A 14,229-nucleotide genomic window follows, 5' to 3' on the forward strand; every position below is an offset into this window, starting at 1 on the left:
CAGGGAACGGTCGTATGCTCAATTAGTGCTGATTTGTCTTTCTGCCAGCCACAAGAACTCCAGCTTCGATGTGCTGGAGAAACTTTCTGTGGGCGCCACCACCGCTGCGAGTGGAATGTTGGAGCGCCACGACGCGCTGAGCGGCGCCGTTGTCGTCGCTACCTGCAACCGCTTCGAGGCCTATCTCGACCTCGATGAGCCGTTCGGGGTCTCCCCGCTTCCGGCCGTATACGCCGCAATCGACGCGGTGAGTGCAAGCACGGGTGTCGACGCAGACATCCTGCGCAACACGCTTGATTTCGTGCACGGCAACAGCGTGCCAGAGCATCTTTTTTCTGTGACGAGCGGCCTCGAATCCGTTGTCGTCGGCGAAGGCGAGATCGCCGGCCAGGTGCGCCGCGCCCTCGAGCAGGCCCGCGAATCAGGCACGACCAGCCCCGAACTCGAGCGGTTGTTCCAGCGGGCGTCCCGTACCTCACGTGGCGTCAAGAACCGCACGGGCATCGGCACAGTCGGCCGGTCACTCGTTCGACTGTCGCTTGAACTGGCCGAGAGCCGTATCGATGACTGGACGAACCTCCCGGTGCTCCTGATCGGCACGGGTCGCTACGCCGGTGCTTCGCTGGCAGCGCTGCGCGACCGCGGCGCTGCGAACGTGCGGGTGTACTCCCCGTCTGGTCGGGCAGAGAAGTTTGCCGTCGGCCACGACATCGAGGCGGTCGCCGAAGCCGACTTCAGCCACGCGGTTGGCAACGCCGAATTGATCGTCACCTGCACAACTGTCGAGCACCACGTCATTACCGCCGATGTGCTGCGTGCCGGTCGAGCACTGGTCGCTCCAGCTCCGATCGTGGCCGAGCCCGTTGAGGTTCGTACCTGCCCCGTCACCGGCAATGCCGGCACGGTCAGCACAATCAACACCGTCAGTGAGCTGAGTGCCTCGTCCGATCTGATGACCGCGCAGCAGGATAGTTCACCTGCCGACATCGAAACCACCGGCCGTCGCCAGCTGATCATCGACCTGGGCCTGCCCCGCAACGTTGATCCGGATGTCGTTGCGGTCGACGGTATCGAGCTGCTCGACCTCGAGACGATTCGTCTGCACGCGCCCATCGAAGAGCTGAACGCGACAAGCGATGCACGCAAGCTGGTGACGCTGGCCGCTCGTAAGTTCACGTCTGTATCAAAAGAGCAAAGCCTCGCGCCTGCGGTCGTCGCGTTGCGGTCGCACGTGTTCGACATCCTGGATGCCGAGATCGAACGCGCCCGCAAGCGCGGAGACGACACCGAACACACCGAATCGGCGCTGCGGCACCTGGCCAGCGTGCTGCTGCACACCCCGATGGTTCGCTCACGGGAACTGGCCGGCGCCGGCGACCACGATGCATTCATCGGCGGCTTGAATGCGCTGTTCGGCATTGCAGTCGAGCTTCCAGCGGCTGAAATCGATGCCGTCCCATCAACCGATGTGCAGACAACTGCGTCATGAGCGCTGCAGTACCCACCGGTCTGACCACTCTCCCGTTTCTCGCTCATCCGCTGCACACCGAACGGTTGCTGCTGCGCCCACTGACCGAGGCTGACGCCGACGACGTCTTTGCGTACCAGTCGATCCCCGAGGTAGTGCGCTACCTGCCCTGGCCGCTTCGTGACAGAGACGAATCACGTGAGCACACGCTGAAGCGCGCCGAATTCACCCGTCTCGAAGACGATCGGGATGCGATGATCCTGGCCGTAGAGCTCGGCAACGAGACCGGCGAACCCGGTCGTGTAATCGGCGATATCAGCGTGTTCCTCGACAGTGGCGCAAACGCTCAGCTCGAAATCGGGTGGGTGATCCACCCCGATTCTCAGGGCAGGGGTTACGCAACAGAAGCCGCTCGCGCAGTGCTCGATCTGGTATTCGGCGAGATCGGTGCCCACCGGGTCATGGCCAGATTGGATCCGCGGAATCTGGCATCCGTTGCCCTCTGCCGCAGCCTCGGCATGCGGCAGGAGGCTCACTTCGTCGAGTGCGAGATCTTCAAGGGCGAGTGGAGCGACCTGGCGGTCTACGCCATCCTGAAGCGTGATTGGGAGAGCTCACCCGCCCCAACTCGCACTGCGACAGGCACCGCACCCGGTGCGGTGTCCAGCTGACCTCACGTCGCGTTCGCCAGCACGTCGTCGCCATAGAGCTCGCGGAAGCCTGACTGCCTGGCGCTCTCCCCTGCCGGGTCGACAGCCTGGAGTCCTTGTAGATACCAGGTGCTGTCGATGACCGCGAGGATTCCGCCGGGACGAAGCTGGCGTCGCCAGTCGACCAAGGCATCCGATGGTGAACGCAGTGTCCACAGCACGTAGCGCGCGGTGATCACGTCGAAACTGTTCGGTGGATATGCCGGCTCAATGCCAGCGGCTTGAACAGCAGCTGCACGCTGTTGTCATCTGTCACCACTCGCTGCACGCCGATCTTGTAAACGGGTTCGAGGATCTCGGGCCGTAGCACCTCGTCTGGCGTGCCGCTGGCGGTGATGCGGCCCCCGTCGAGCAACAACACGGTGTCGCAGTACCTGGCTGCGAGGTTGAGGTCGTGCAGCACCACGATCGTCGTCACTCCCAGCGCCCGAACCAGCTGCAGCACCTCATGCTGATAGCGGATGTCGAGATGGTTCGTCGGCTCATCGAGCAGGATGTGGTCTGCCTGCTGGGCCAGCGCCCTGGCAATGAGTACCCGCTGCTTCTCGCCGCCGGACAACCCGGAGAACACCCGGTCGGCGAGGTGCCTGGTGCCGACTTTCGTCAATGCCTCTGCGGCGATCTGGTAATCGTTCTCGCTGTGTCGCTGGAACGTGCCCAGATGCGGAGAACGCCCCAGCATCACTGTCTCTGCGACTGTCATGGGCATCTCGCCTGAGCCCTCCTGCACCACGACCGACAATCGAGTGGCAAGTGCCTTCTGGTTGAGGGAAGCAAGCGGGGTGCCGTCGAGGGAGACTTCGCCCGCGCTCGGGCTGAGCGACGCATACAACGTGCGAAGCAGGGTGGTCTTGCCAGAGCCGTTGGGCCCGATCAGGCCGACGACTTCGCCCGCTGTCGCAGTGACGTTCGCTGCGGTGAGTACCGGCACCTTTCCGTATGAAAAGGCGATGCCGTCGGCCGTGATCACGGTGTTGTCCCGAATCGGTCGATGATCGTTTCCAGACCAGTGACTGACAGCGGCGTCGGCGGCTCTGTGAAGTTGAACCGCTGCACGAGGATGTCATCGTTGGCCACGGCGCGGAGGGAATCTGCGCCGGGCAGTGCTGTCACTGCCGCCTTGATGTCCGCGGGATCTCCATCGCCGTACAGGAGAACGAGCACGTCAGGATCGCGAGCGATCAATTCCTCCAGGCTGACCTCGAAGACGCGCTCGTCGACATCCGCGAAGACATTGGTGAATCCGGCGGCGTCGAGCTGGGGCTGCGACATGCTCGTGTTGCCGTACGCATAGCCCGTGCCGCCGCCGATGGTCGGGTAAAGCACCGCTGCAGTGCGCCCCTCGCTCGGGTCGACAGCCGCTTTTGCATCAGTCACTCGAGCCTGAAGCGACTCGATCATCTCGGCCGCCTCTGCATTGCGGTCGAAGATCAGGCCGTAGCTCTCGATCTGGTCGTACAGAGAATCGAATGAAGTCTTCCCCACTCCCGCAGGGCAATACACCGGCTGGATCAGAGCTGAGACTCCGACATCGGCCAGACCCTCCCTGGTAATGCCGTCAGGCAGGCCGAGCACCAGCTCGGGCTGCTCGGCGATCACGACTTCCTGCGAGATCTGCAGGTGCCCACTTGCGTCGACATCCTTGCCGAGCGAGGGAATCGCCTCAATCGCCGTATTGGTCTCGTCGTCGTAGTACGCGGGAGGAAACAATCCGGCTCGCAGCGTCACCACGTCGAGCACCCCAAGGCCATGCAGGATGGTGACGGGCGCGCTTTCAAGCAGGATCACTCGCTCCGGTGCTGCGTCGAATGTCACGTCGACGTCGCAGTTCTGCACGGTCAGCGGATAGACGGTGTTGCCGTTCGCATCAACTGACGCCCCAGACTCTTCGCCGAGTCCCTCTCCTTCGGCTTCCGCTGAGCCGCCGCTCGAGCATCCGCTGGCCAACAACACGATTGCGATAGCCGGAACCAAGATTTTCATCCCGCTGAATGTCACGTTCGTCATGCGTGTCTCCTTGCTGGTGATAGCCGTCAATTGTTGTTCGAGTAGAGCTTGCGTACGAGGATGAGCAGAAACGGTGCACCGACGAGCGCGGTGATGATGCCGATCGGAAGTTCGCGGGGCTGAAGGATTGTGCGAGCCGCGACGTCGGCCCAGATCAGGAAGATCGCACCGATGAGCGCGGATACGGGCACCACCCTGGAGTGCACTGCTCCGACGCAGCGGCGTGCCACGTGCGGGATAACAAGACCGACGAACCCGATTCCGCCAGAGGCGGCGACGACACCACCGATGCAGAGCGACACCACGACGAGTAGATGGATGCGAAATCGATTGGGTGAGACTCCGAGGGTGTGTGCCGTCTCGTCGCCGATCGCGAGGGCGTCGAGTTTTCGGCTCCACAGGGTGAGCAAGGCGATGGTCCCGCACACGATCACGATCACTATGGCGAGTGGAACCGACCACCTGGCCAGGCCAAGCGTGCCGAGGAGCCAGAACATCACAGAGCGTGAGCCCTCTGCGGAGTCAGACGCGAAGATAAGGAAGCTGGTTGCCGCATACAGGGCGTAGCCCACGGCGACGCCGGCCATCAGCAGCCGAAGCGAGGTGACCCGTCCTCCAGCCCTGGCCACGACGAAGACGACGATGGACGCCCCCAGTGCTCCGAGGAATGCACTGATCGGCAGTGCGTTCTCACCGAACGCGGCTGCGAAGCCGAACAGGATTGCGGCGGCCGCCCCCGTCGAGGCACCCGAGGTGACCCCGAGCAGATACGGATCGGCGAGCATGTTACGAACCATCGCCTGGAGGGCGACTCCGCAGATGGCCAGGCCGGCCCCGACTGCCGCACCAAGCAATGCCCGCGGCAGCCGCACCTGCCAGACGATGGAGTTTTCAGCAGCCGTCCAGGTGGGTACGCCTGGCGTGCCGAACAGGTTGTGGGTGATGATCTGAAAGACCGTTGCCGGTGCGATCGAGACGGCGCCGAGGCCAACGCCAAGCACGAGTGTCGCGACGAGTCCGAGGCTGAGACCGGTGATCCAGATCGTTGTCGTGCGTCGCTGGGCGGCATGGCCCAAGTCGTCAGGAGGCGTGGTTGCTTTGGCCGCTTTGGCCGCTTTGGTTGGCGCCGACGGGTCGGGCTCCTCGGGAGAAGGCCCTGATAAACCATCGAATTTCGTCGCTGACGACACAACAAATACCCCCTACGAACAAGTCCCCCTGATGCACGTAGTGCGGAGATCCGCACATGCGACACTGTTGCATGTGCGACTAAGTCGCACAACGCCTTGACAGATGCTCACAGTTGCGCATTGGGCGTGTTGACGGTGGCCGTGTTCGGGGCCTATACGGCTATTTAGTGAGGTTTTGCCTGCCGACTACGAGGGCGCACGAACCGCCAGACAGTCCTCGCACGTGCCAGCCAATGCAACCATCGAAGGATCCAGCAAGAAGAGCCCTTCATTTGACAAGCGGCTGACGACAGGGTCGAGTAGGTCGCCGGGAAGATCGACGATGCGCCCACACGCCAGGCAGCTGGCATGCAGGTGATCTCGATGTGTCGACGACGCCAGGTGGTAGGCGGATGCCCCTCCGCTCACATGCACGTGGGTGGCAACCCCGAGCGCGGTGAGAGTGTCGAGCGTGCGATAGATCGTCGCGCGATGCACGCTCGGGTGCGTCTCCTGCACGCTGGTGCTCAACTGCTCAGCGCTCGGGTGGTCGCCGAGGTGCGCGAGCGTCTCGATAACTGCCCTGCGGGCGTCGGTTATCCGCTCGCCGCGGCTGCGCAACTGGTCGAGCGCTGTTGCGATCGCATCCGCTGGTTCAGGCTTCATCTCCCTAGTATTGCCACTTTCGCGGGTCAGTTGGGGTAGCGGCCTTGAGCTGCTGCGAGCGCTAGATGCGGCGCCGGGGTGCCCACAGCTGCGGAAATAAGTGACAATTGCTCTAGTAATACTCGAACGTTTGTTCTAAACTAAAGATATGGACGAAGTAGTCGCACTGCCGGTGGATACACTCCCCGATGCCGGTTCGCTGCTCACATGGAACGAACTCAGACTCAACGAGTTCTCGCTGAACGAGTCCAAAACTGATGAGTTCAGACAGACAGATTTTTTTCACGATGGCGATTGGGCAGCCGAGTTCGTAGAGAAAGTTTCTGACGAATCCTTGAGGTTGTGGATAGCCGAGGAGCACGACGAGGTCGGTACCTCCGCGTCAATCTCTGAGAGACCGGTGTCTGCTCGCGATCAGATTCGCGACGCTCTCGAGGCCGCCGGCACCGCGCAGACCGAGGCGAATCGTGCGCAGGCCGCCCAAGTGACGGCGTTGGCTCTGGCCGTCGATCTGGCTGAAGCGAACCCGCGGGTATATATGACCGAGTTCGGCATGGCGCAGCCCGACTTTGTTGAAATGGCCACCCGGGGTGTCGTCGGCGATGCGGCTCTGCGCCTGAACATCAGCCCCGACCAGGTACGCAATCAGGCGTACCACGCTCATGTCCTTGCCGAGAGCCTGCCGCAGCTGTGGGAGTTGTTCCGGTCAGGGGCCACCGGATACACCCAAGCACGCGCCGCGGCCGAGCTCCTCCATGGCATCACCGACCCGGCCGCGATCAGCCAGTACGACACCGAACTCACCGCCGTCGCACCCGACATCTCCCCCGCAGCATTCCGTAAGAAGGCCCGCACCCTCGCGCACCGGCTACTGCCCGAACCCGCCGAGCTGCGCCACACCCGCGCGCTGGTCGACCGCAAGGTCATCATCGAGCCCGCCGAAGACGGTATGGCCTGGCTGCACGCCTACATGAGTGCCGCCGACGCCATCCGCATCAAAGCCCGCTACGACGCAACAGCCAAACGAGAATCAAAGAACGCGAAAGCAACCGCTAAGAAGGCCGGCGTCGCATGCACCGACAACCGCACTCTCGATCACCACCGCGTCGACCTCGTCGTCGGTTGGCTTGCCGGTGATGGCACCCCAACGGCTGCGAAAGTTCGACCGTTGGTCTTCATCCCGATCCTCGGCCTCCTCGGCCTCAATAACCCCGACGACCAGAGCGGCCAAACCGGCCAATCAGACCAATCAGACCAATCAGACCAACTCGACCAACTCGACCAACCGATTCCAGACCCCGACCCCGACCCCGACCCCGACCATCCGGAATACGCACGCGCAGCCGACCATCTACGCCCGCCGGACCACATCGATCACACGCGCCGTCGCAGCCAACCCGCGATCCTGCAGGGCTACGGCCCGATCGACCCCGTCACCGCAGCGCAACTCTTCCTCGACGCGCCCTCCTTCCGTCGCGTGGCGACCGATCCAGTCACTGGTGAAATCCTGAGCTTTGACCGCACCCGCTACCGGCCTACCCAAGCCCAACGCGAATGGATCGCGCTGAAATACGACACCTGCGGCACACCCGGCTGCGACTGCCTCGCGGCAACGTCCGACATTGACCACCTCGCGGAATGGGCACGAGACAACGGCCTCACCAACGAAAACAACCTCATCCCGCTCTGCCCACGGGACCACCGCCTGAAGACCCTCACAAAAGTCCGATATGAGCGAGACACCGACGGCAGCATCACCGTCACCACCCCCACCGGTTACGTCCGGCGCAACACCCCGTCGGCACCGCTGCCCGAGAATCCACCGTTCTAAAATGCCTAGTTTCAGAGACGGTTATCAGCGGCACGGTACTCAGATGCACAGTTCTCGGCCACACCGTTACGGCACCAAAACCCCAGATTTGGGAGAGCATTGACGCATGCGCGCTGTCTATTTCGATGAGTTCGGTGTGGTTCCTGAGGTGCGGGAGGTAGCGGATCCCGTTCCGAGTGCCGCCGGCGTCGTGGTGCGAGTCGAGGCAACAGGCCTCTGCCGCAGCGACTGGCACGGCTGGCTGGGCCACGACAGCGACATCACCCTGCCGCATGTTCCCGGGCACGAATTGGTCGGCGTCATCGATTCGGTCGGTCCAGAGGTCAAGCACTTCAGTGTCGGCGAACGGGTCACCGTTCCATTCGTGTGCGCCTGCGGCGCCTGCCCCGAGTGCCTCAGCGGCAACGGTCAGGTCTGCCGCTATCAAACCCAGCCTGGATTCACCCACTGGGGCTCATACGCCGAACTGGTTGCGCTGCACAACGCCGACGTAAATCTCATCCGCGTGCCATGGGAAATGGATGCCGGAGCCGCCGCACTGCTCGGATGCCGCTTCGCCACGTCATATCGCGGGCTCGTGCACCAGGCGAAGCTGCAAAAGGGCGAGACCCTCGTGGTGATCGGCTGCGGCGGAGTGGGGCTGAGCGCCGTGATGATCGGGCACGCGCTCGGCGCACGGGTGGTCGCCGTCGATATCAGCCAGGACGCCCTCGACGCAGCAACCGACGCCGGAGCCGAGATCACACTCAACTCGAGAAGCCTCACCGACGACGAGGTCGTAACCCAGCTATTCGAGCTGACAGACGGTGGCGCCCAGGTGTCACTCGAGGCCCTTGGCCGCGAGAACACCGTCGACATCGCCATCCGCTCACTGGCAACCAGAGGTCGCCACGTGCAGATCGGCTTGCTTACCCACGACCCGCGGATGCCACTTGGCAGGGTGATCGCAAATGAGCTCGCGATCCTCGGCAGTCACGGTATGCCGGCATCCGCTTACCCCGAGCTGCTAGCCCTCGTCGAGTCTGGCCGGTTGCACCCCGAGCGGATCATTAGCCGGCGCATCTCGCTCGAGCAGGCACCGGCTGCGCTGGCTGAGATGTCGGTGGCTACATCAACGGCGGGCGTCACGCTGATTGAGGTTGCTCCGTTTTAGGACCATCCCCGAGCTCCCAGTCAGGGCGTGGGATCGAGTCGATCAGCAACCGGGTATACGGATGCTGCGGCCGCTCGAGCAGGTCGCACGTCCGGCCGGATTCGACGACTTCACCGCGGCGCATCACCAGGGTCGTCTCGCAGACTCGGCGTACGACGGCCAGGTCGTGACTGACGAACAGCAGCGTGAGCCCACGCTCGCGCCGAATTGCATCCACGACATCGAGCACCTGGGCCTGCACCGATACGTCGAGTGCGCTGGTTGCTTCGTCGAGCACGAGCACGTCGGGTGACACGGCAAGTGCCCTGGCGATCGCGACCCGCTGGCGCTGCCCTCCCGAGAGCGTACGCGGTCTGGCTTGGGCGTGCTTCTCGGCAAGCCCAACCTGATCGAACAGCGTGAGCACAGCGGATCGCGCTTCGGCGTGCGACAGCGATGAGTGCAGTCGCAGGGCGTCTTCCACTGCGCCCCCGGCAGTGATGCGGGGGTCGAGTGAGAGATACGGATCCTGGAACACGATCTGCACGGCCCTCGCCATCGCCAGCCGCTCCTCCTTGTTGCGAGCAGCAATGGGTCGCTCGGTACCGTCGACCAGGATCTGGCCGGCATCCGGCCGCTCCAGCCCGACGACCATGCGCGCCAGCGTCGATTTTCCCGAACCCGACTCTCCGACGACGGCCAGGGCATCGCCCCGGGCAACGGCGAACGAGACGGCGGCAACCGCCCTGATCGGTGCACCTTTCACCATGTATGTCTTCGACAGGTCCCGAGCTTCGAGCATGGGTGAGCCCTGCGATGGAGTTTCCGACGCCGGGGCATCTCGGGCGACTGCGACCGCAGCCCGGCTCCCTCGCGCGGTGGCATCCGTCACCACGATGCTCGGCGTCGCCGCCACGAGCTGCCGGGTGTACTCGGCCTGCGGATTGGTGAAGACCTCGCGTACACCACCTTGTTCAACAACCTGCCCGGCATTCAGCACATAGACGCGATCGCAGAGCGCTGACGCCAGGTTGAGGTCGTGGGTGATGAACAGCATTCCCATGCCGCGCTTGGCCTGCTGGTCGGTGAGCACACCGATGATCTCGGCCTGGGTGGTGACGTCGAGCGCCGTCGTCGGCTCATCACAGATCAACAATCGCGGTGATGTCGACAGCGCACCAGCGATCATCACGCGCTGCAGCATGCCGCCCGACAGTTCGTGCGGATACTGGTTCAGGTGTGCCTCCGGGCGCGGCAAGCCGACCGAACGCAACAGTTCGAGTGCCCTGGCATCCGCTGCAGCCTTCGTCCAGCCGTGAGTGAGGCGCAGCGATTCGGTGAGGTAATCACCGATCTTACGGATCGGGTTAATGCCGGAGCGCGGGTCCTGAAACACCATCGAAGCGGTCGTCCGGCGCAGGGAGAGAATCTCAGACGAACTGCATTTCAGCACCTCAGTGCCGTCGAGCAGCACTGAACCCGTCGTGACGGCTCTGGTCGGCAACAGCCCGAGTGCCGCCCTGGCCGTGAGCGACTTGCCTGATCCTGACTCGCCGACGAGACCGACGGTCTCACCCTCATCAACATAGAGGCTCACCTGATCAAGCAGCGTGGCCTGGGTACCCGTCGTCAGCGTGAGGCTGAGGTCGGTTATTGACAGCAAGCTCATGATGGAAGCTGCCCTCCGATCCGGTCGGAGAGTTCTTCTCCGATGATGTTGACGGCGATGACGACGAGCACAACAGCCACCGCGGGAACCACCGCGGGCAGAATCTGCCCACTCATCAGTGCCCCGCGGCTCTCGTTGATCATTGCGCCCCAGTCGGCAGTCGGGGCTTGCACACCGAGGCCGATGAACGACAGCGCTGCGAGGTCGGCCAACACATAGCCGAAGTTGAGCGTCGACTGCGCGCCGACAGTCGGCATCACGTTCGGCAGCACGCGACGAAGCGCGATCCAGCCGCCGGCGAAACCCTGTACCCGGTACGCAGACACATACGGGCGCGACCGCTCAGTGATGACGAGCGAGCGCACCAGACGCGCAACGAACGGCGCGTATGCGATGCTCATCGCCGCAACCGGCGCTGCGAGTCCCTTACCGAAGAGCGCGACAGCGAGAATCGCCAGCAGCAGGGCAGGAAATGCGAACAGCAGGTCGAAGATGCGCGCGAGAACCGAGTCGATCCAGCCACCGCGCCAACCGGCGAGCAGACCGAGCAGGATGCCGAGCACCGTCGAGACAAGCACGACAAGCAGCGGGCCGAGCAACGAGGTGCGAGCACCGAACATCATCCGGCTCAGAGTGTCGCGGCCGAGTGCATCGGTTCCCAGCCAGTGCGCGGCACTGGGACCGGCAAGCACGTTGCTCAGATCGACGAAATCAGGATCGTACGGCGCAAGCCACGGCGCCCCGACTGCAGCAATAACCATGATGGCGACGATCGCGAGGCTGATCGTGAACAGCACGTTCATCCGCGGCATGCGCAGTGACTTCAGCACTGTCACGGGCATGGATGGCGCGCTCATCGGGCACCTGCCCCTGCTGCGATACGCGGGTCGATGAGCGGCCCGAGTAGATCGACGACGGTATTCACGACGACGAAGATCACCACGATAAGCAGCACGATGGCCTGCACGACGGGGAAGTCGAGCCTGTCGACCGATTCAACGAGCAACGACCCGATTCCGGCCAGGCCGAACGCCTGCTCGATGATCGAGCTGGACACCAGCAGGCCGGCGACGAGGACGCCGCTGACCGTGAGGATGGGGCCGAGTGCGTTGCGCAAGACGTGACGACGGATGGTGCTGGCGCGGGTCATCCCGCGACTCGTAGCGACTTCAACGTGCTCCCTCTCGAGTTGGTCGAGCATTGACGACCTGGTCACTCGACCCACAAGCGCAACGAATGCCAGGGCGAGGGCGATTGCCGGCAGGATCAGGTGATAAATGCCATCCCAGAATCCCTCACCACTGCCGAAGGAGGGAAACCAGCCCAACTGCACGGCGAACACGGCGATCAGCACGATAGCGCCGACGAACGACGGGACAGCACCAAGACCTGTCATGGCGATGACGATCGCCCGATCGGCGACCCGTCCGCGGTTGAGAGCCGCGATGATGCCGGCGGTCAGGCCGATAACTGCGATGAGCAAGCCGGCCATGGCGACCAGGCCGAACGTGACAGGCGCGCGATCGGCGAGCACTGTCGTGACATCCTGCCGATACTGCAGCGACCGACCGAGATCGCCGTGAAGCAGGCCGGCAACCCAGTCGATGTACTGCTGATAGAGCGGCTTGTCGAGCCCGAACTGGGCCGTCACTTCTGCGACGGCCTCCGGGCTCGGCTTGCGTCCACGAAGAAGGAAGCTCAGGGGATCCCCCGGCACCAGTGAGCGCGAGAAGAACACCAGCAGCGACGCGGCAAACACCGTCAGCAGCAGGGTGGCGAGTTTTTTTGCGATCAGAATCAGCACTCGCGCTGCGCGGCCCGTCTGACGAGGCTGCCGCACAGCGGAAGTGGTGCTGGCCGGGTCGGTTGCTACGCCGACCTGGCCAGCCGCACTGCGGTTAGCTTGCACCAATTGTTGCCGCCCAGGGGTAATACAAGAAGTTGATCGACGGGGCAACACCGGTGATGTTCTTGCCGAGCCAGAGCACCGTCGGCGCTTCGTAGAGCGGAAGCCATGGCAGTTCCTGGTTGGCGATCGCCTGCGCCTTCGCGCTCTCGGCTGCGCGCTCTGCCGGATCAGCGATACCGACGGCGTTGGTCACGATCTCGTCGAATTCCGGGTTGGACCAGCCGCCATAGTTGCTGAACTCTCCTGTTCGCAGGACTCCGTACATTTCAAGCGGATCCGCGGTCGACAGGTACCAGGACGTATAGAAAAGGTCGATGCCTTCGCGGGCACTCGGGTCGGAGAACAGAGTGGTGTACTTGTTGGGCGTGAGCGTCTGGATTGTCGGCTTGAGGCCGATCGCCGTCGCAGCAGCGGCAGTGGCCTGCGCAATGACGCTGAAGTTCGCCGCGATGGGAGCCGTGGCGATCACGAGTTCCTGGCCTGAAACCCCGGCTTCATCGATGAGCTTCTTCGCTGCATCGAGGTCGTACGGGTAGTCCTTCAGATCGCCGAACGCGCTGTCGACCGTCGCCTGATCGACGCCGACCCACACTGATTCGGTTGTCATGGCATCCGTCGGAGTTGCGTAGCCCTGCTCGGCTGCCGAAACGAGGCCATTGCGATCGATAGCCATCAACAGCGCCTGGCGCACCCGAACATCGGCCAACGTGCCGGTCAGGTCGCTGACAACAAGGTCAGACACCGCGGAGTTGGTGCCGAAGTACATCTTGCCTGCGCCCGACGATGAGAGCTGTGCGATGCCGTTCGATGGCACCATCCAGCCGCCGTCGACCTCGCCAGACTTGAACGCGTTGATGCGGGCGTTCGGGTCGGTGAGAAACACGAACTTCACCTCGCCAGACTTAGCCGTGAGGTCGGTGTCCCAGTAGTCGTCGTATCGCTCGAGGGTAATCGACTCTCCGGCCTGCCAGCTGCCGAAGCTGAACGGTCCGGTGCAGTTGACGCCCGTTGACGAGTTTCCATATTCGGTGCCGGCCGCAGCCAGGGTTGCTGCCGATTCGACGACGCCGGGTGACGAGGCCATGGCCTGGTTGAACTGGGAGTCGGGAATCGACGTGGTGACGGTGACCTGCATGTCGCCGGTTTGCTCGATTGTCGTCACGTTCTGGTAGACGGAGTACCAAAACGACCCGACTGCCGGGTCGAGGTGGCGGCTGAGTGAGGCGACGACATCCGCTGCGGTGAGCGGGGTGCCATCGTGGAACGTGACGCCGGAACGGATGTCGTACACCCACGTTGTCGGAGTGGGGTTCGAGAAGCTCTCTGCCAAACCGGGCGACGTGGTCAGGTCGGCGTTCCAACGCAGCAGGGACTCGCAAATATTGCTGAGCACCTGGTTGTCGGCGTAGTCGAACGCGTAGGCGTAGTCGAGGGAATATGGCTCGGCGTATGACGACCACGTGAAGGAGTCGATGTCCCCTGATGGCGCCGGAGTGAGCCCCGTTAGTTCCATGTCGGGGGCAGCGGTGTTGCCGCCGTCCTTGGGCGCCGTGCATCCACTGAGGGCGAGCGAAGCGGCGATGACGACTGCCGACGCCGCGAGAACATGATGAGACGTACGTCGAGTGCGGGATGGTGCGGTGGGTGACATGGATCCCTCCCGGGGTA

13 protein-coding genes are annotated in these 14,229 nt (G+C 63.4%); 4 read left to right on the forward strand and 9 right to left on the reverse strand.

Going from position 1 to position 14,229, the window contains the following annotated elements:
- Positions 1-25: 25 nt before the first annotated feature.
- Together ACMT3I_RS10880 and ACMT3I_RS10885 are read left to right on the forward strand one after the other, a co-directional pair.
- Positions 26-1,489, forward strand: a complete 1,464-nt coding sequence (locus ACMT3I_RS10880) for a glutamyl-tRNA reductase (RefSeq protein WP_414804517.1) — start codon at positions 26-28, stop codon at positions 1,487-1,489.
- The gene (locus ACMT3I_RS10885) at positions 1,486-2,139 is read left to right on the forward strand and encodes a GNAT family N-acetyltransferase (protein WP_414804518.1); all 654 of its coding nucleotides are present in this window, start codon (positions 1,486-1,488) and stop codon (positions 2,137-2,139) included. The genes ACMT3I_RS10880 and ACMT3I_RS10885 overlap by 4 nt, the downstream gene beginning before the upstream one ends.
- Positions 2,140-2,141: 2 nt before the next feature.
- Here ACMT3I_RS10885 and ACMT3I_RS10890 read toward each other — a convergent pair whose 3' ends face one another.
- From ACMT3I_RS10890 to ACMT3I_RS10910, 5 genes are all read right to left on the reverse strand, one after another.
- Entirely contained in the window at positions 2,142-2,357 is a 216-nt protein-coding gene (locus ACMT3I_RS10890) for a hypothetical protein (RefSeq protein WP_414804519.1), read from the reverse strand.
- Positions 2,354-3,148, reverse strand: a complete 795-nt coding sequence (locus ACMT3I_RS10895) for an ABC transporter ATP-binding protein (protein ID WP_414804520.1) — start codon at positions 3,146-3,148, stop codon at positions 2,354-2,356. The genes ACMT3I_RS10890 and ACMT3I_RS10895 overlap by 4 nt, the downstream gene beginning before the upstream one ends.
- Positions 3,145-4,185 (reverse strand): ABC transporter substrate-binding protein, encoded by a 1,041-nt coding sequence (locus ACMT3I_RS10900; protein ID WP_414804521.1) that lies wholly within the window; start codon positions 4,183-4,185, stop codon positions 3,145-3,147. The genes ACMT3I_RS10895 and ACMT3I_RS10900 overlap by 4 nt, the downstream gene beginning before the upstream one ends.
- 26 nt (positions 4,186-4,211) lie before the next feature.
- The gene (locus ACMT3I_RS10905) at positions 4,212-5,375 is read right to left on the reverse strand and encodes a FecCD family ABC transporter permease (RefSeq protein ID WP_414804522.1); all 1,164 of its coding nucleotides are present in this window, start codon (positions 5,373-5,375) and stop codon (positions 4,212-4,214) included.
- Positions 5,376-5,561: 186 nt separating this feature from the next.
- A complete protein-coding gene (locus tag ACMT3I_RS10910; protein WP_414804523.1) occupies positions 5,562-6,020 on the reverse strand; it encodes a Fur family transcriptional regulator in 459 nt (152 codons plus the stop codon).
- Positions 6,021-6,168: 148 nt separating this feature from the next.
- Here ACMT3I_RS10910 and ACMT3I_RS10915 point away from each other — a divergent pair, with 148 nt between their 5' ends.
- Positions 6,169-7,851: a DUF222 domain-containing protein gene (locus tag ACMT3I_RS10915; RefSeq protein ID WP_414804524.1), complete on the forward strand. Its 1,683-nt coding sequence runs from the start codon at positions 6,169-6,171 to the stop codon at positions 7,849-7,851.
- A 106-nt stretch (positions 7,852-7,957) separates the two neighbouring features.
- Positions 7,958-9,004 (forward strand): zinc-dependent alcohol dehydrogenase family protein, encoded by a 1,047-nt coding sequence (locus ACMT3I_RS10920; RefSeq protein WP_414804525.1) that lies wholly within the window; start codon positions 7,958-7,960, stop codon positions 9,002-9,004.
- On the opposite strand, the gene ACMT3I_RS10925 is transcribed toward ACMT3I_RS10920, so the two are convergent.
- The 4 genes from ACMT3I_RS10925 to ACMT3I_RS10940 all read right to left on the reverse strand — a co-directional run bounded on the left by ACMT3I_RS10925 (position 8,976) and on the right by ACMT3I_RS10940 (position 14,212).
- On the reverse strand, positions 8,976-10,652 hold the full coding sequence (locus ACMT3I_RS10925; RefSeq protein ID WP_414804526.1) for a dipeptide ABC transporter ATP-binding protein: 1,677 nt from the start codon (positions 10,650-10,652) through the stop codon (positions 8,976-8,978). The genes ACMT3I_RS10920 and ACMT3I_RS10925 overlap by 29 nt on opposite strands.
- Entirely contained in the window at positions 10,649-11,509 is an 861-nt protein-coding gene (locus tag ACMT3I_RS10930; RefSeq protein WP_414804527.1) for an ABC transporter permease, read from the reverse strand. The genes ACMT3I_RS10925 and ACMT3I_RS10930 overlap by 4 nt, the downstream gene beginning before the upstream one ends.
- Positions 11,506-12,456, reverse strand: a complete 951-nt coding sequence (locus ACMT3I_RS10935; RefSeq protein WP_414804528.1) for an ABC transporter permease — start codon at positions 12,454-12,456, stop codon at positions 11,506-11,508. Before ACMT3I_RS10935 ends, ACMT3I_RS10930 begins: the two co-directional genes overlap by 4 nt.
- A gap of 94 nt (positions 12,457-12,550) precedes the next feature.
- Entirely contained in the window at positions 12,551-14,212 is a 1,662-nt protein-coding gene (locus ACMT3I_RS10940) for an ABC transporter substrate-binding protein (RefSeq protein ID WP_414804529.1), read from the reverse strand.
- Positions 14,213-14,229: the final 17 nt, after the last annotated feature.

It is taken from the genome of Leifsonia sp. A12D58 (assembly GCF_047530025.1).
Taxonomy (GTDB): domain Bacteria; phylum Actinomycetota; class Actinomycetes; order Actinomycetales; family Microbacteriaceae; genus Cryobacterium.